The sequence below is a fragment of the Lysinibacillus sp. NPDC096418 genome, assembly GCF_044762775.1.
Classification (GTDB): Bacteria; Bacillota; Bacilli; order Bacillales_A; family Planococcaceae; genus Lysinibacillus.
The window spans coordinates 304,185-321,601 of sequence record NZ_JBIWEY010000001.1 but is presented as its reverse complement, the minus strand read 5'-3'; the positions used below and the strand labels follow the sequence as shown (position 1 = coordinate 321,601).

15 protein-coding genes are annotated in these 17,417 nt (G+C 35.0%); 10 read left to right on the top strand and 5 right to left on the bottom strand.

The annotated features are described in order from the left end of the window. The first annotated feature begins 4 nt into the window (after positions 1 to 4). Together phoU and ACIQZG_RS01495 are read left to right on the top strand one after the other, a co-directional pair. Complete coding sequence (phoU, locus tag ACIQZG_RS01500; RefSeq protein WP_402753383.1) at positions 5 to 658, top strand: phosphate signaling complex protein PhoU; 654 nt, start codon at positions 5 to 7, stop codon at positions 656 to 658. A gap of 34 nt (positions 659 to 692) precedes the next feature. Then, positions 693 to 1,400, top strand: coding sequence for a response regulator (locus ACIQZG_RS01495; RefSeq protein ID WP_402753382.1), 708 nt, complete (start codon positions 693 to 695; stop codon positions 1,398 to 1,400). Positions 1,401 to 1,437: 37 nt separating this feature from the next. On the opposite strand, the gene ACIQZG_RS01490 is transcribed toward ACIQZG_RS01495, so the two are convergent. Further along, positions 1,438 to 1,743, bottom strand: coding sequence for a hypothetical protein (locus ACIQZG_RS01490; protein ID WP_402753381.1), 306 nt, complete (start codon positions 1,741 to 1,743; stop codon positions 1,438 to 1,440). Between the two features lie 184 nt (positions 1,744 to 1,927). On the opposite strand from ACIQZG_RS01490, the gene ACIQZG_RS01485 reads away from it, so the two are divergent. Continuing rightward, positions 1,928 to 2,128: a hypothetical protein gene (locus ACIQZG_RS01485; RefSeq protein WP_402753380.1), complete on the top strand. Its 201-nt coding sequence runs from the start codon at positions 1,928 to 1,930 to the stop codon at positions 2,126 to 2,128. Between the two features lie 273 nt (positions 2,129 to 2,401). On the opposite strand, the gene ACIQZG_RS01480 is transcribed toward ACIQZG_RS01485, so the two are convergent. Next, complete coding sequence (locus ACIQZG_RS01480) at positions 2,402 to 2,692, bottom strand: 3-isopropylmalate dehydrogenase (protein WP_402753379.1); 291 nt, start codon at positions 2,690 to 2,692, stop codon at positions 2,402 to 2,404. Between the two features lie 551 nt (positions 2,693 to 3,243). Here ACIQZG_RS01480 and ACIQZG_RS01475 point away from each other — a divergent pair. The 5 genes from ACIQZG_RS01475 to ACIQZG_RS01455 all read left to right on the top strand — a co-directional run bounded on the left by ACIQZG_RS01475 (position 3,244) and on the right by ACIQZG_RS01455 (position 9,162). Beyond that, positions 3,244 to 3,513 carry a BRCT domain-containing protein gene (locus ACIQZG_RS01475; protein ID WP_402753378.1) on the top strand — a complete coding sequence of 90 codons (270 nt, stop codon included), beginning with the start codon at positions 3,244 to 3,246 and terminating at the stop codon, positions 3,511 to 3,513. A gap of 731 nt (positions 3,514 to 4,244) precedes the next feature. Then, positions 4,245 to 5,423, top strand: coding sequence for a beta-ketoacyl synthase N-terminal-like domain-containing protein (locus ACIQZG_RS01470; RefSeq protein WP_402753377.1), 1,179 nt, complete (start codon positions 4,245 to 4,247; stop codon positions 5,421 to 5,423). A 717-nt stretch (positions 5,424 to 6,140) separates the two neighbouring features. Further along, a complete protein-coding gene (locus tag ACIQZG_RS01465; protein WP_402753376.1) occupies positions 6,141 to 7,820 on the top strand; it encodes a sensor domain-containing protein in 1,680 nt (559 codons plus the stop codon). 337 nt (positions 7,821 to 8,157) lie between these two features. Then, a complete protein-coding gene (locus ACIQZG_RS01460; RefSeq protein ID WP_402753375.1) occupies positions 8,158 to 8,535 on the top strand; it encodes an SET domain-containing protein in 378 nt (125 codons plus the stop codon). Between the two features lie 423 nt (positions 8,536 to 8,958). After that, positions 8,959 to 9,162: a cold-shock protein gene (locus ACIQZG_RS01455; RefSeq protein WP_172772242.1), complete on the top strand. Its 204-nt coding sequence runs from the start codon at positions 8,959 to 8,961 to the stop codon at positions 9,160 to 9,162. A 183-nt stretch (positions 9,163 to 9,345) separates the two neighbouring features. Here ACIQZG_RS01455 and ACIQZG_RS01450 read toward each other — a convergent pair whose 3' ends face one another. Then, a complete protein-coding gene (locus ACIQZG_RS01450) occupies positions 9,346 to 12,855 on the bottom strand; it encodes a S8 family peptidase (RefSeq protein WP_402753374.1) in 3,510 nt (1,169 codons plus the stop codon). Positions 12,856 to 13,083: 228 nt separating this feature from the next. Next, a complete protein-coding gene (locus ACIQZG_RS01445; protein WP_402753373.1) occupies positions 13,084 to 14,088 on the bottom strand; it encodes a nucleoid-associated protein in 1,005 nt (334 codons plus the stop codon). Between the two features lie 591 nt (positions 14,089 to 14,679). Between ACIQZG_RS01445 and ACIQZG_RS01440 the strand changes: the two genes are divergently transcribed. Both ACIQZG_RS01440 and ACIQZG_RS01435 read left to right on the top strand, forming a co-directional pair. Continuing rightward, complete coding sequence (locus ACIQZG_RS01440) at positions 14,680 to 15,753, top strand: PQQ-dependent sugar dehydrogenase (RefSeq protein ID WP_402753372.1); 1,074 nt, start codon at positions 14,680 to 14,682, stop codon at positions 15,751 to 15,753. A gap of 120 nt (positions 15,754 to 15,873) precedes the next feature. Continuing rightward, positions 15,874 to 16,293, top strand: coding sequence for a universal stress protein (locus ACIQZG_RS01435; RefSeq protein ID WP_402753371.1), 420 nt, complete (start codon positions 15,874 to 15,876; stop codon positions 16,291 to 16,293). A gap of 152 nt (positions 16,294 to 16,445) precedes the next feature. On the opposite strand, the gene ACIQZG_RS01430 is transcribed toward ACIQZG_RS01435, so the two are convergent. Beyond that, entirely contained in the window at positions 16,446 to 17,297 is an 852-nt protein-coding gene (locus ACIQZG_RS01430) for a DegV family protein (RefSeq protein ID WP_402753370.1), read from the bottom strand. Between the last annotated feature and the right edge of the window lie 120 nt (positions 17,298 to 17,417).

Below are 17,417 nucleotides of genomic sequence, written 5' to 3'. Positions count from 1 at the left end.
AGAAATGATTCGTGAAAACTTCGAAAAAAATATGCTTGAGCTTCAAAATAAAATGGGTGAGATGGTAGAGGCGACAGTGGCAGCGATGGAAAAAGCCTTTACCGCACTCGAAACGCAAGATATGACAATTGCTTTGTCGGTTATTGAGGAAGACGCGCACATTGATGCACTTGAAAATGAAATGAATCAAGTGGCAACTTGGCTGATGGCAAAAGAACAGCCTGTTTCTCGTGATTTACGCCGTATACTAAGCATGATTAAGATGTCTGCAGAAATCGAACGTATTGCAGATTTCGCGGTAAATATATCAAAATCAACGATTAAAATTGGCAAGACGGACTCATTACTTCCTCTAACATCGTTAATACAAATGAAAGATATTTCGATGGATATGCTGAAAAAGGCACTGAAATCCTTTGTGGAAGAGGATATTGTATTAGCGAAAGCAGTAGGAGATTTAGATGATCATGTGGATGAAAAAAATTATCAAAACTATAAAACGTTAATCGATTTGATTCAACAACAACCAGAGCAGGCAGAAGAAATTGTACAGCTACTGTTTATTAATCGTTTCGTCGAACGTACAGCAGATCATATTACGAATATGGCAGAATCAACGGCTTACTTCATTAAAGGGGAATTATTTGATTTAAATTAACGGAATCTTTAGATACGTGGAAGAGGACTAATTTATGAAAAAAAGAATATTAGTCGTAGAAGATGATCGTCATATGGCAGACTTGATTCAAGCACGTTTGAAAAAAGAAGGCTATGAAGTAGAGTGTGTGCATGATGGGGTAGAGGCGTTGCGAGTTGTGGAACGTTGCCTACCGGATTGTATGCTTCTTGATTGGATGTTACCGAAGATGGAAGGTATTGAAGTATGTAGACAAGTACGGTATCGACATGATTTTCCGATTATTATGATTAGCGGGAGAACGGAAGAATTAGATATCATACTTGCCTTAGAGTTAGGCGCGACTGATTACTTAACAAAGCCATTTGGTTTTCGTGAACTTCTAACACGCATGCGTATGCATATGAAACGCTATGAAAATGAACGGAAATACAAAGAATATGTGTCGGAGTTTTCAATCGGACCATTCCATTTTGATTTAGTCGCATTTAAAGTTTATAAAAATAATTTAGAGATACCACTAACACACCGAGAGTTCAAGGTACTGTTGCATTTAATGCAACAACCAGATGTTGTTCAAACGCGTGATCAAATTATAGAGGTGCTGGAATCCTCAAAAGATAATCGACGTGCAGTTGATGTAATTATTCGCCGATTACGTGAAAAAATAGAAAAACAGCCAAGTGATCCAAAATGGATTAAAACGAAAAACGGTATAGGCTATTATTTTCATATTGATTCAAAAGAAGTCTCTTACTATTAGTGGGAGACTTTTAATTTAGGAAATAATCGGTACCGTTTTATAAAATTAGAACCATGGTCACGACGATAAATAAAATGTACACGAAGCCCGTCCCTTTGCTTAGTGTAATTTTAGAGCGTATATAAGCCCCTGAAATCATCGCACAGCACATCATGGTATCGATAAAAGGTTCGATTGGCCCGAGCAGTTTCACATCAATTTTCCCTGCTCGTAAGAATGTTATCGTGGGACTTATCAAGTTCAAATCGAATAAGTTTGAATCAACTGGAAAGTGCTTCAAATCCTTTGGTTTTAAGGGTTCGAGGCGCTTTTTTTTTTGAGAATCCGTTCGAAAAAGTGTCACGAAATTGCTTCTAGACTGTTAATGAAAGATGTTAAGTGTAACGATTCGCTTACAATTAGCCGAAGTCCACATTACACAACTATTCATAAATCCATTCATCAATCTCAATGAAATACTTTGTAATGAAGAATGAAACATATATAAATTGGAAATGAATAGGTGTAAAATGAAGGGGCTGATAGTTATGGCATTTTATGAAGATAAAGAAATTTACTGCTACAGCTGCCGTAAAAAGACTTTATTTACACGCAAAGATATGCATAAAAATAGTGGAGTAGACAGTCATTGTAGTGAATGTGCCGGCATGTGGTTTGAGTGGCAAAATCGAGCAGTGGAGCGAGAAATGGAAAAGTGGATTGACTATAACCAAAGGCTCGTAAATTAACTTTATGTCTATTCTCAACGTTTATTCAAGGGGAATTTAGTAACCAGTATCTACATCATCAAGATATTGTAAAATCCTTTTAACAAAGGGGCATCCTATAAAAGATGCCTCTTTTTATGGTTACATGATTAAAAAGTAAAGGTATACGATGTACAGCATAGGAAACATTTACACTGGTTGTTTGGAGTTGAAATTGAAGACTAGATAGTTAGTTGAAAATAGCAACAATCTTTAAGAGAAAGTCTTACTCAAAGATTGTTGCTGTTTTAATGTTTAGTTATTTCGTATATATTTTTTAATTATAGTAACTAAAATAGCGAGAAGAAATACTATAAAACTATTTATTAGCAAATAGTATGCAAGATTCAACCCAAAGAATACTGCAAAGGCATCACGAATTATAAATAGTGCTAGTATACTTCCCAATCCACCGAATACACCTGCTAGTATTAATACTACGAAAGAAGCAAAATATAAACTTTTCTTTTTTTTGAAGAATACAATTCCAATAATATTGGCAACAACGATAGAAAAGACCATAAATATATAGAAAAAACTCTCCATTAACTCCCTCTTTTCAAAACAATTTTACTTAATGTAATTACTATCCCTTCGTTAATTTTTCCATTGCCTCCCTCTGATTATAGATAATAACTAGGGGGTGATGTGGGTTTATTACACTCTTTTTCTTCATCATTATAATTCTCCCTATTGATCTGCTCAGATAGTTGAATAGCAAAAATCTTTTCTAACAAAAGAATAAAAATGTGTAGCTAATGAAAGAAAAGAGACATGGATGTATGAAGCGGCTCAGAACTGTTTGCATCTGAAGATAACAAAAACATTTTTTTTACTGAATGTAACAACATATGTATGGCTGATTTAGTTGGCTTTGGAACCCCTTTTAGGATGGTGAGCTGTGCATACATCAATACCTTTTTAATTATCGAGAAGCGCTTAAAGAACTACTCGATTACTTAGCTGAAATATTAAAATCGAGAGAATTCAAAGATTTTCGTTATATTAATTGATTTGTGAAATCTCATACAGATTAATGTTTAAATAACCGACACTATGGGCATCCTCCAATAATAATCTATTAGGGGGGGCTTCATTTGATTAAAAATATGGACTTTAATTCAGTGATGCATTCAAACGTAGGAATTATTTATGCTGGAAAAACTTTTGTTATCACCGGGGAGTTTTCAATACCTTACGAAGAAATTGTGAAAGAAATTGAATCTAGAGGTGGCGCTGTCTTAGCGGAAGTATCTTCAATAACTGATTATTTGATTATTGGTGAGAAAGTTGGAGTCACAAAGATAGGCGCAGCTGAAATAGCGGGGACACGGGTAATAACGGTAGAAGAACTTCAAATGAGTTAATGTATTTTGTTTCTTTTATTCTTTTAGTCAATAATTAAACTACTAAGGCGATGAGGAGCGGGCTTAAATAGGTATCTTTATGTTCAATATTGTTAATTATCTTTTTCGGGTATAACTAAGATACTTAGCCCTTTATCACCGTAATTCTACATTTTAACACAAGGATACGTTTCTTCTGGCAAATGAAAAGTACATATCTCTAACGGCAGTATAACTTCTTTATCAGATTATTGTATCTGCTATATATTCAGTTTCATAATTTGTGTCCATCCAAGCAATTGCTTTGGAGTGACATTAGTTATTTAACCACTATTCCTGATATTTATATGTAGAAGGAGATGACTTGGATAGAACACTCTCTTCTATTTCCTTAAATGTTAGGAAATTTACTTTTTGTATTATTACATAAAAATTCATTAATTTAGTAATTTTAATATAATAATTCCATATGTTAATTCTTTCCTTTTCATAATTAATTTTTTTTGAAAACAGTTCGCAGTTTTTTAATTGTTATCTTTCTTTAAACTATGAGTTCAATGGGAAATATAAATAAAAACAAAATATCGACAGAGAAAAACATATTGTTACCTTAAAAATAATAATATTTTGATTCAATGTAATTCTTAAGACCGCTTCTATTTGTATTCGTAGAACTAAAGGATTGTCAATATAGACGACGCCAGATTTTGTCGTATATAATAAATTAAAGTAAAATTTTGTAGGTGAAATAATTGGATGATATAGTAATTACAGGGTATGGGATTAAAGCACCTGGTGTTTCTGATAAATTTAGTTTTTTAAATGTACTAGATAAAGGAATTTGTACTCAGAGCATATTAAAGAATGATAATCAGCCCCATTCTAGTATTGTTGCGGGTTTGATAGAGGATAGCTTTATAGAGATAAAGGGGAAAAATTATAAACGACATTCGCGTGCAGTAAGAATGGCGATTGCTGCGACAATGGAAGCAGTTGAAATGTCGAACTTAGATTATTTCAAACCACACAGAATTGCAGTGATTATTGGAACAGCTGCTGGCGCTATTCTTGAACTTGAACAATACTCTTCTAAATTTTTTGATGTGAAGACAACTCCAATTCAAGGAGTGTCATACGCTGATCCGCACACACTCTCGGGTTCTGTTGCAGAAGCAATTGGTTCTTGTGGGCCTACATTTACAGTTACAACTGGATGTACTGCTAGTCTGGATGCAGTTTCGATTGGGAAACTCCTACTTGAAAGTGGCAGTGTAGATGCTTGCATAGTAGGAGGAACAGATGCTCCTTTAGGTCAATGGACAATTAATGGCTTTAAAAAAATGAGATCACTCTCAACTGAGGCTACTATCGATAAAGCTGGAGTTCCATTTTCGACGGAGCATCGTGGATTTGTTTTATCCGAGGGGGCAGGAATAATTGTTCTAGAACGCAAAAAATCTGCACAAGCGCGTAAACAAATGATCTATGGCAAAATAGAACGTGTCGTTTCAAGAAATGAAGGGCAAAAACTATTAAGTTCCGATACAACAGGTAGACATATGCTTGAAGTTTTTCAAGAAACCATTGGAGATACTATACCATGCTATGTAAATAGTCAGGCACTTGGTATAGAAGTAAATGATCAAATTGAACGATATATCCTAAAGGAAACATTAGGTTGTGAGGTACCCATCACTTCAGTTAAAGGAATGATAGGACATTCATTTGGTGCAATGGGAGCAATGCAAATCATTTCATCGCTGCTGTCCATGGAATATGGGTTTATCCCTCCTACAATCAAAACATTTGGGAAGGGATTTGAGGACATACCGATTGTTTATGAAACGAGGCATCAAGCTGTTAAGTCCGTTTGCATAACTAATCATGGGGTAAGTGGGAATAATGCAAGTCTATTACTGACACGTATATAGGAGGCTCATTATATGTTTTTTATTTTTTTAATTTTGCTATCTTGTATTCCCATCTGTGTTGGTATTACGATATTAGGCTTATTCAAAAAAAATAAACTATCAAAAGTTATTTTTTTATTTCTATTAATGGTTACAGTTTGGCAATTAGATGTTGCATTTTTGTATTCTTTTAATCTATTTAAAGAAGAGACTGTAGAATTCTTTTTTAAGCTTTTCCGTTTTGGCTCTATTATGATTACTCCAACGATATTCTATCTAGGATATACAATAGTTCAAGATACATTGCCATCTGATTTAAAAAGGAAATGGCAATTTCTTGTGAATCGTACTACTGTTTTATTATTTTATGGGGTGGCCTTTGTTGTTTATTTAATCGGGTGGAGTGATAAAGGGGTTAGTAGAATAGAACTTATACAAAGGGGTTCTAGTTTATTTTATTTTCCTGTTTATGGAGATCTGTCGTGGACTTTTTGTTCAAACCTAATTCTCTTTTTAGTGAGTATGCCTGTCTGTTTTTTGATTAGTTTAAATGTGCAAAATAAGAGTATACGATCATTTGTGATTTATTTTAATATCTTTACATCAATTGGATGTGCAATAGGCCTCTTAAACATGTTTCCGTCGGCCAGATTGTACCCAAGTTCGATTGCATTGCTAGTCTATGCTATATCAATATTAATCCTTTCGAGCCGGATGCATATTGATATCGTTAACAATATGAATAAGAAGTTAAGTGAGCAAAGAAAGTTTTTATTCCAAGTCATTGATCTAAATCCAAATTATATTTATGCTCAAGACGAAAACGGCCGTTATACACTTATGAATCAATCATATGCTCAATTAAGGGGTATGAACATTCAAGATATGATTGGGAAATCTGATGATGACCTAAATAAAGATCCTTTCGTTGAGGGACAAGTGGCGAGTCAATGCAAAATACAGGAGAAGGTTTTCATAAGAGAAGAATCTATTACAGCTGCATCAGGAGAAAATATTTGGGTGCAGACCGTCAAAGTACCTATACATATAAATGATCGGTCAGCGCTGCTTGCTGTATCAACTGATATTACGGAACGAAAGCAATATGAAGATGAAATCAAATATCAAGCCAATCATGATGCCTTAACAGGGCTACCGAATAGAAGAATGTTCAATGAGGATTTAACGATCCTTTTGGAAAAAGCTAAAATTGAATCAAGTCAGAATGCAATTATGTTTATTGATTTAGACAGATTTAAATACATCAATGATACACTCGGACATGATGTCGGTGATTTTTTATTAACAGAAGTATCAAGACGTATTGGAATGTTACTAAAGCAAAGACATAGCTGCGCGGATATTTATCGTCTGGGTGGAGATGAATTCACAATTTTACTGCCAGATTATAATGCTGAAGATAGTGAGGCTTTTGCCGAAGAATTATTGGAACAATTTAAAAATGGCTTTTTGGTTGATGGTAGTGAGTATTTCATTACACCGAGCATTGGAATCAGCATATTTCCAAGAGATGGTGATGATGCGAACACTTTAATAAAACATGCAGATAACGCAATGTACTATGTGAAAGAAAAAGGGAAAAACAACTACCAATTATTCACATCAGAAATGCAGCATCAGTTCTATAGGAAAATGATGATTGAAAAACAATTACGAACTGCACTAGATAATGAGGAGTTTGAACTTTACTATCAGCCTATTATAGATGTAAAAACAAATGAAATCGTAGGGATGGAGTCCCTGATTCGGTGGTATAATGAAATATTAGGACAAGTTACACCGGATGAATTTATTCCAATTGCGGAAGAGACCGGAATGATTATTCCAATAGGCCAATGGGTATTGGATACTGCGATTAAACAAAATATCCGATGGCAAACAGAATCAGGTAAGCCATTAACAATAAGTATTAATGTATCTGTAAGGCAGTTACTTGAGCCAGCGTTTTTTGAGTATGCGAAAAATGCAATCGAGAATGCTGCAATTGATGCGAACTATATAGTATTAGAGATCACTGAGAGTATTGCGATGTATGCTGAGTCGATGATAGAAAAGTTATATGCATTAAAGGGACTTGGTATAAGTCTATCAATGGATGACTTTGGAACAGGATATTCATCGCTTAGCTACCTGAGTAAATATCCTCTAGATTCATTGAAAATCGATAAATCATTCGTCATGGGGATGAATCGAAATGATGAAAACAAAGCACTTGTGAAAAATATTACTGTGATAGCAAAACAATTCGATTTGAAAGTCATAGCTGAAGGGGTAGAAGGAGAAGAAGAATATCAGTTCTTATCTGAGATTGGCTGTGATTACGCTCAAGGCTATTTCATTAGCCGCCCACTCCCTGTAACTGACTTTGAAGAAAAGTGGCTTACAGTGGGGAACTGATTCATTAACTAAGCTTTATCGCGAATACTTTGATAAAAGAGTTGAACAGTGTTTTAAAAAGTAACTATCCCCGAATAAGGCACTTTAAAATGTGCTTTATTCGGTTTTTTCTATGGAAAAAGCTTGTATACTAAAAGCTGAATATACTATAACAGGGTAGTTTTAGGGATCAAATCTTTGTAATGAACATCATCGTCGATTGTTTTTCATTTGTTTGATGACGGAAAAAGGTGTTTAATATATATTGAAGTTATTTTGTTAGAATAAAAAGAGCTCAATGTTCAAATTAATGTTACAGTTAGTAAGTAAATTTTTTTAGGTGAATAGGAGAACAAACATGATTGAAGTAAAAACATCTCCGATAAGTGGTGGAGAATTCAATAGAGGGGTATTCGCTACACGTGATATCCAAAAAGGTGAGCTTTTACATGAAGCTCCTGTCATTTCTTATCCAAATGAACAGCATAAGTACATGGAAAAAACGATACTAGGGGATTACGCTTTTGAGTTTGGCATAGGTCAATCTGCTATTCTTCTTGGTTATGGCATGTTATTTAACCACTCGTATGAACCAAATGCAACTTATGAAATTAATTTCAAAAATAACACATTCGACTTCTTTGCTTTTACTGATATAAAAGCAGGTGACGAAATTTTTATTAATTACAATGGCGACGTTGATGACCTCGATCCACTTTGGTTTAATGAGGAATAAAAGGATAGAGGGACGATTCGTCTTCTGAAATGAATACCATCTTTATAACCATCTATCTAAGTGGCTGATAGGTGGTTATTGTGATTCTAGGAACGAAATGAATCAACAATATTATTTCTTTACATCACAATGTTAGTGGTGGGTTTACCTATTGTTAAATAGGGAGAGTCGTGAGAGTGAAGTATACTCGAAATTCAGCTCATTAACTATGGACATATTGCTGGGAATTTTAAGTTAATCGTTGCGCTAGACAAATATGATTTTTTAGTATATAATCAAGTTAATAAGATCGATTACGAAGAAATAATGAATTCACATATTACAAAGAGTGATCATGTTTTATTCGATACTTTTTGTAATGTGTGAATTTTTTCTTTTGAAGAAATGTGATATTATTTAATACAATTAATGGAGGTCATTCAAATGACACAACAAGGTACAGTAAAATGGTTTAACGCAGAAAAAGGTTTCGGATTCATCGAAGTAGAAGGCGGAAACGATGTATTCGCTCACTTCTCAGCTATCCAAGGTGAAGGTTTCAAATCACTTGACGAAGGTCAAAAAGTTGAATTCTCAGTAGAAGAAGGTCAACGTGGCCCACAAGCTACAAACATCGTAAAACTTTAATTTTTAATGATGTAATTAAAAAGAGGCATCCTTTCATTAGGATGTCTCTTTTTTTATGCCTAGCATGAACGTAATCTCGAGGGCACAGTTGTCGTTTAATTTCTTTCTTTGAGTTTGGATCCCCCAAACTGAAATTTTTGTCCTTTTACTAAGTTCATTTTTTCAGCTCAGGGGAATTATAGCTTATTTTATTTCAAGTGTATACGGTTGTGTGCTAGCTTTGCCGTAATATTCACTTACTTCAATATAATAAGTTCCTTTGTCCAATTCGATTGTACCTACTTCATCATCTTCAGCTCCGTACAAATCTAACGTTTCTACTGTTTTTCCTTTTGCATCAATAATACGGATGACACCATCAAGTGCTTTTTCTGTTTTTAGAGAGAAGTACACATCGCGTTTGCGGTCATTGTTAAATACAAAATGGTCCTTGTCACCAAATGGAACACCTGAATTTAGATATTGAGTAGCTACCCATGTATCGTCTTTTTTCGTGAGTATAGAAGGTTTTGTTGGTACGCCGTTAACTAACTTGGAATCTGCATCTTCATCTACTCTTGTATGATTAAAAATGTTTAAACTATACGGTTGCATCGATACTTGTTCAAGATTGGCTCCGTTTACAAGAATAAAATAACCGTAATTCTTTTTTGCTTTAAAAGATGTGCTTACTTCTGTTGTCCCAAAAATACCAAGTAGTTGTTCAATTAAGCTCTCACCTTGTCCAAAGGGAACTTCTGTTGCCATTTCTTTTGGATCAATTTCCATATTACCATTTGTGTCTTCAATAATGGAGCCGTAAAATTTTAAGTCATTTTGAAGTTCTTTAGGTAATTGATTTAGCTGTTCAGGTGTATATGGTACAGAAGAAACAAGAAGACTCAAGACTTCATCTTTGCCTCGTTGTTTATAATAATAGTGATCCGTATCATCTTGATAGATGAGATGATTAGTATATGTTGTACCAGGTTGAATAGTTAGCGCTTCTATCGGTGTATTATTATTGCTATTATTGTCCTTCGGAATATCTGCCATTTTACTTGCTTTAAGGGTATATGGTTCTGAAGAACGATCACCGTAATTGACTACTTTTAAAACATAAGTTTTGTCCTTTTTCAAAGCAATTGTTTTGGCATCATTTTCATCACTTGTTGATCCAAGAAGTAGAGCAAGTAACCCCAATTCATTAGTTAACGAAGAAATCGGTAATAATTCATTTGTTTCCTCGTCGTATTCAAATATAGTACCAGATGGTGTTTGGTTCATACCTTTTTTAATGTGGAAACCATATACGGCATCTTCTTGTGCTTTAAATGAGAAGTAATCTTCATCATATTCTGTTTGGAAGTATGCTTTTTGATCTTTCCCAATATCAAAACTAATCGCATGTTCCATGATTAGATCTACTTCTTCCGGACTTCCTGTAGCGTCTAGACTCATTAACATATTCAATAAATCATTCTTTTTATGATATTCTTTTGTCTGATATTGCTCTAAGGATGTAAGGTCCTCTTGTGCTTCTCCTTCTAGTACTTCTCCTTCTAGTACTTCCTCATTTAACGGTAGCCCGTCTTCATCTTTGGGAAGGGTAATGACTCCTCCTTTTAATGTGTAAGGTAGGGTTGATTCACTGATACTTTCTTCAATTTCAATGCCACCGCTAAAGAACATTCCAAGTAACATGTCGAAACTATTTTCATTCGATACACTTAGTACATACTCTTGATCAGGAATAGCATCGATAATAAGGCTTACTCCGTCGCCTTTATCTGTGCCATAGGATGATTGCATAGGATAAGGCTCATACAATTCCTCATCATCCACTTCCTCTGTCGGTACAGTATCTAGATCTTCCTTAAGATAAAGTTCCATAGATGCTGTAACACCTGGTATACCAGATAAATCAAATTTTAGTGTTGTTGGTTCTTTAACTGAAAATGTGAAATAATCTTGGTCTCTTTGTTGATCTTTAGAAAGTAGGGTATAATTTTTTCCTTCTGTACTAAATGGGAACTGTTGGATATTATCCATGTTGTCAATATCTAATGAATCAATTGGTAATTCTATAGATGTTTGAGCTGTGAAGATGTAGTTGGACTCGCCTTTAATGTTATAGCTACCATTATGATCTTTAACTCCAACTAGAAGGGTTCCTTTTTTGTCTGCTTTATATAGGTATCCTTCTTGCTTTCCTACACGGACATCATTCACGTTGATTGGTTCAACTTCACCTTTTTTGTCTGAAGGGTAGAAGTACAAATCAAATGCATAATCGTACTTGTTTGCACCTTTTAATGTCAGTTGAGCATATTCGTTTGATTCTAGATCGACCTTGTACCATTTTTTCTCGTCTGGCTGCGTGAATTTACCTTCTTCTGTATTCAATATATTTTTTTCGAGCACCTTGGCGTTTTTCATACGCTCTTCGTTTGTCTCTGAATACTGCTCAGGTAGATTCTTTAAATCAAACTGTAATGCCTTCACAGGGTTGACAAGGCCATGTCCATATGTGAGATCATAGCCCTTCTCACCTAAATCCTTTGAGGTCATTTCGAGAATAGCTTTTATTTCATAAGGCTTTAAATTTGGATATTTAGATTTTAGTAGGGACACCACACCTGCAACAACGGGAGATGCCATCGATGTCCCGCTCTCCTTTACAAAGGAAGATCCTTTATTCACATCAAGAACAGTGCTGTATACATCTTCACCTGGAGCTACCAAGTTAACCGATGGACCGTAGTTTGAATAGCTTGAGAGTTTGTTTCTATCATTTGTAGAACCTACGCTAATGACACCTTCGAAAGAAGCGGGGAAGGAGTAATCATCTGTCGACTCATTTCCTGCTGCTGCTACAATAGTAATTCCTTGATCAATCGCTTTCTTAACTGCTTCCTTCACTAGTGGAGATTCTCCATAGCCGCCAAGGCTCATGTTAATAACATCAGCGCCTTGCTCAATGGCGTAAAGGATACCTTGTGCAATGGCGAAATCATAGGCACCTTCTTTTCCATTGAAAACATCAATCGGAAGAATCTTCGCTTTTGGATTAATCCCATGTCCTCCTATAGCATTATCTTTTGCCGCTCCTATAATTCCTGCTACATGTGTTCCATGGTAACCGGAATATGCAGTATTTGCAGGCGCTACTGCATTATACGGTGGAAGTATTTGAGACTTTAAATCTGGATGTTTATAATCCACGCCAGTATCGATAACTGCTACTTTTACTTCATGATCACCTGCTAATTCTAAGGCTTTATCAATTTGAAGCAAGTCTAGGTGATACATATCCTTTTTCTTAGGATCTACTCCTGTGTTGAAAGAGTGATACACATAGCTTGGAGATACACTTTTAACTCCTTTTTGCTTTGCGTAATATGAAACTGCTTTTTCTAAAGTTAATCCCTTGTTAAGTTGGATAACGTCGTAACCTAATGAAGGGATAGATCGGATCACTTTTGAGCCGATTTTTTTATGCGCATTCTTTGCAAGACCTGAATGCTTGACGATAATTGTATCCTTACTAATCCATTCTTTTTGATTTTCTAACTGCTTTAACGTTTGTTCCTTACTGCTAGTTAGAGTACTATTCGCTGTTTTTTGTGGTTCCTCTGCAAAGGCAGAAGTGGCAGGAATCATTAGTGCAGTAGAAGCTACGACAGCGATTGATTTCTTAATCCAGTTTTTCAATTATTTCCTCTCCTTCAGTGATTTAATGTAAGTCACACCTATACTATTACGAATGAACGATGGAAAAGTTTCGTATATGAGGAAATTACAACAATAATTTACATATATGATTCTTTCTACTTTATATATGCTGAAAAGTTGCAACAGCATACTAACTTTAGTTGTGGGGGTGGAAGGTCATAAAAAATCCCACAACTTCTATGAAGTGTGGGATTCGGTCATTTTTTCTTATGCTTCTTCTTGGAAATAGATTTTATAGAACTTTCTATTTGTTGTTTCATCATAGCCAAACTCAATCAGTTCATCCACTTGATCGATATTCTGTACGTTCACTTGAATCTCAATGTTGGAGTCGAGTTTAATCTTCCGCTTATAACTTTTTTCTACCTTAGCAATCGCGCTCTCAGAAATAACTGTTTCGTAGGGTTTTACTGAATTAACGATTAGATCTTTTTGTGCGGGCTCTGTTTTTTCAAATACCGTTTCAATATAATCGTTTACTTGAAATTCTTCTTCATTTTTAAAATAATCGAGCGTTTTGTTTAATAGCCCTAACTTTTCGGTATTTGTAAAATTCTCTTCTTTTAAAATATATTTTTTACATTCTGTTAATGCTAAATTCGTTTTATGATAATGTTCATCCGCTACCTTCACCTTTAAAAAGCGCTCTTGCCAGTAGATGACATCTTCTTTCTTTTTCGTCTTCATAAAGACAGCTGGAGCTTCGTCTGCCCCCATATCCACGATAACGGCCATATTATTGATTTTCTTAACATTAATACCGTCGATGCCATTTACAACTACTTTGTTTTGTTCGTTTTTTACATCTAAAAACATTTCCTTTTCATCAATTTTGACGATGGCAATTACCTTTTTTGCCTCTGTAGACATTAAACAATTTTCGAATAAGCCAATAAACAATTCACCGCTTTTAATATTAGGGTGCCCAGATGAACTTTGTAAGTGTGTTGCGATATTCTTGGATTGTTCAAGGAAATTATTCTCATTATCGAAAATAGATTTCACATACGTATATACTTCATTTAATCCAATGTCCGTTTCGTGGAAAAATTCATATTGTTGGTCAAAATCGAGTTTGTTAAACGCTAATTGTGTAAAGGCTGCTTCAAGCATGACCTCAGGACGCGTGAATGCCTCTTCTCCCAAAACAAGCGTGTCGCTTACATAATGTACGACATACTGTGCTAATATACTGTCACTTACTTCTAGCATGGTCTTCACCTTCTAATCATTAGTTGTAGATAATCTACCATATCATATTCTTCATGCTATTTTCATGTGTTTTACATAGAGTTATGATTATTTTTTTAGTGAAGTAAGAAAATGATTGCTTTTAAATTGTGTGGCGTTTCATGAATTATGGAACGTTGTTTAATTTTTAGCGCCAAGTATTCGTACAATCCACTAGAACCTTTTTATTTGTTTTCTGCAAAATTTGTAAATATAGTAGATAACCTTTCCCTATTAGATACATAGCCCCTCCTAGAAATTGATTAACCTCCACAATTACATTCTATAATCCCCTTAAATTGTCTTCTTTGAGTAAAATGATTATTTAAAATGGCGATATAAAAGTAATGGTCTATATTTCACTTTAATTCATGGCATCCAGATTTTTTCTAAACATTGATTGCTTCATTGTTGTTACATTCTTTCTTCCATTATGAGTAATCTCCCAAAACATTTAGTTAATGTTACTTAAATTCGTAAGTCCAACATATATACTAATAAACCTCTATGCTAATAAAGTTGAGGATAAATAATAACGTAAAATCCAAATATAAAAAGAGGAAGTGAATGTAGTTGAAGAAAGCCTTCATTCTACTCTTGTTGACAATACTTCTATTAGTAGGGTGTTCTCAAAATAAGCAACAACAAAATGAAACTCTTAAAGATACAACAGTATCCAATAAAGAACTAGTTGTCGTCGCGGACAATCTAGAAACACCATGGTCGATTGAGAAGTTAGGTGACACTTTCTATTTATCAGAAAGACCAGGAAATATTTTGAAGATAGTTAATGGAGCAATAGATAGCCAAGGGGTGGAGCTCAAAAAAGAACTTTCAACTGCTTCGGAGGCAGGGTTATTAGGGTTTGTACTTGCTCCAGATTTCTCAGATTCGAAGCACGCTTATGCTTATTATACTTATGAGGACAGTTCTGGACAGTTTAACCGTATTGTAACACTACGCTTAGAAGGTAATCGTTGGAGAGAAGAGAGCTTGCTCCTCGATAAAATCCCTAGTGGTACCTACCATCACGGTGGAAGACTTAAAATTGGCCCTGATGGCAAGCTTTATGCAACAGCAGGTGATGCGAGTCAACCTTCAATCGCACAAGATCTAAAATCATTAGGTGGAAAAATTTTTAGAATGAATTTAGATGGATCTGTACCAAGTGATAATCCGTTTCCAGACTCCTATGTATATAGTTATGGTCATCGTAATCCCCAAGGAATTACCTGGTCGTCGGACGGGACACTTTATGTTAGTGAGCACGGTAATTCAGCCTTTGATGAGATTAACAAAATAGAAGCGGGTAAAAATTTTGGCTGGCCGCTTATCGAAGGACTCGAAGAACAAGAGGGGATGGTTACACCTTTATTTACATCTGGAAGCAATGCAACTTGGGCTCCTTCTGGAATGGATTATTATAATGGTAAATTATACGTCGCTTCATTAAGAGGAAATACGGTTTTAGAATTTGACCTTGTTACAGGTGAACAAAAAGAAATAATTACGAAACTCGGAAGAATCCGAGATGTCTTAGTAGAGGATGGTTTCCTATATTTTATTAGCAATAATACAGATGGACGTGGGGATCCACAAGAGAATGACGATAAGTTGTATAGAGTTTCACTTTTACATTTGGATTAAAAGGACTGTGAATCTTGCTATATAGTCAATTTTCCAACAATACTATCAAATTAGTTTTACTTAGTTAGAAATAGTGTAAAATTTAATATGATTGAATAAACTTCTAGGAGGATTATGATAATGACTAAATATAACAAAATCGCAGTAGCAATTGATTTTTCAGAACAGTCTTTGAAGGCGTTTAACCGCGCAGTAAATGTAGCAATAGAGAGTGGAGCTACTTTGCAATTAGTGAATGTTGTTGACACTAAGTCATTTGGATCAGTTTCGGCATATGATTTAAAATATGCGGAGAAACTTAAAGAAGAAAACATTATCCAAATTGAAAAGTTGAAAAATGAAGCAAAAGCAGCTGGTATAGCGAATGTAGAGGCTGTAGTAGAAATGGGTTCCCCTAAGGTTATTCTGACAGGGCTTCCTGATGTCGGATTAATTGTATGCGGTGCAACGGGTGTCAATCAATTTGAAAAAATGGTGATTGGTTCAGTAGCAGATCGCATCGTTCGTCTTGCTAAATGTGATGTGTTATTAGTACGTTAAAATTATTTAAACACGCTAAAGGTTCTAGGATGTTTAACACTTTATTAAAATTCAGATGAAAATTGAACGCTTTAAAGCCTCTAATTTCAGGGGTTTAAGGCGTTTTTTTTGTAGAATAAGAAAAAACGCCAGCTAAAGAAACATTAATTGCATTAACAATCCCTCACCCAACTGAGACCGGTTGTGCCTTCTCCCGTATGTACGCTTATACTAGCGCTCAAAGGGTAGATTATAAACTGAATGGAAGGGAATTCGGCTTGGAGTTCAGCTTTCCAATGCTCGGCATCTTGATCGTTATTGCTATGGACAATTGCCACTTCAGTAACTGTAGATTGTTTTAATTCTTTACGTAGTAAGTCATTTACATATTGTTTAGCGCGCTTGTAGGTGCGTACTTTATCCTTTAATACAACACGTCCGTTTTGAAACGAGACAATTACCTTTAATTTTAGTAAATTGCCAAGTAAAGCAAAGATGCCAGGTACACGTCCACCTTTATAGAGTTGTGTTAAGTTTGCTGGGATACCGGATAGCTCTACTCGGTTAGTCATATCTTCAAGAATTCGTGCAATGTCATCTGCTTTAACACCTTGTGCTTCGAGAGCATGGCCTGTTTCGAGAATTTTTTGCATCGGATAGGAGATGATTTTTGAATCAATCGCATAAATCGGAAAGTTCGCTTGTTTAGCAGCAGCTAAAGAACTTTCATACGTTCCGGATAATAAACTTGTGGGATGAACGGCAATGGCACAAGTATACCCTTTCATTTTTAATTGTGTGTAAAGATCCACCATATCTCCAAAGAGCGGCTGTGAGGTTGTCGGAAGTGCTTTTGTGTTCCTCATTTTTTCATAAAATTCTGCCTGTGTTAGTTCTATCTTTTCTCTAAAAGCACCTTCTTCAAATATCACACTAATTGAAAATACATGGATGTTCAATTTTTCAATAAAAGAGTCACTTAAATATGCAGACGTATCTGTAACCCATGCAATTTTTTCTACCATAATACGGTGCCACCTACTTTCTAATAATGATAAAAATGAACAATCCTCATTCGTCATTGAAAGCTGTATTTACTGGTTATACTTATTATATGAAAAAATAAATTGTTGGATGAAAGTCCA

Excerpts from the sequence above, each read along its gene's own strand:
- ACIQZG_RS01495 (WP_402753382.1), top strand. The coding sequence starts at position 693 with ATGAAAAAAAGAATATTAGTCGTAGAAGATGATCGTCATATGGCAGAC.
- ACIQZG_RS01445 (WP_402753373.1), bottom strand. The coding sequence starts at position 14,088 with ATGCTAGAAGTAAGTGACAGTATATTAGCACAGTATGTCGTACATTAT.
- ACIQZG_RS01480 (WP_402753379.1), bottom strand. The coding sequence starts at position 2,692 with ATGGAGAGTTTTTTCTATATATTTATGGTCTTTTCTATCGTTGTTGCC.
- ACIQZG_RS01430 (WP_402753370.1), bottom strand. The coding sequence starts at position 17,297 with ATGGTAGAAAAAATTGCATGGGTTACAGATACGTCTGCATATTTAAGT.
- phoU (WP_402753383.1), top strand. The coding sequence starts at position 5 with ATGATTCGTGAAAACTTCGAAAAAAATATGCTTGAGCTTCAAAATAAA.
- ACIQZG_RS01435 (WP_402753371.1), top strand. The coding sequence starts at position 15,874 with ATGACTAAATATAACAAAATCGCAGTAGCAATTGATTTTTCAGAACAG.
- ACIQZG_RS01485 (WP_402753380.1), top strand. The coding sequence starts at position 1,928 with ATGGCATTTTATGAAGATAAAGAAATTTACTGCTACAGCTGCCGTAAA.
- ACIQZG_RS01455 (WP_172772242.1), top strand. The coding sequence starts at position 8,959 with ATGACACAACAAGGTACAGTAAAATGGTTTAACGCAGAAAAAGGTTTC.
- ACIQZG_RS01465 (WP_402753376.1), top strand. The coding sequence starts at position 6,141 with ATGAATAAGAAGTTAAGTGAGCAAAGAAAGTTTTTATTCCAAGTCATT.
- ACIQZG_RS01460 (WP_402753375.1), top strand. The coding sequence starts at position 8,158 with ATGATTGAAGTAAAAACATCTCCGATAAGTGGTGGAGAATTCAATAGA.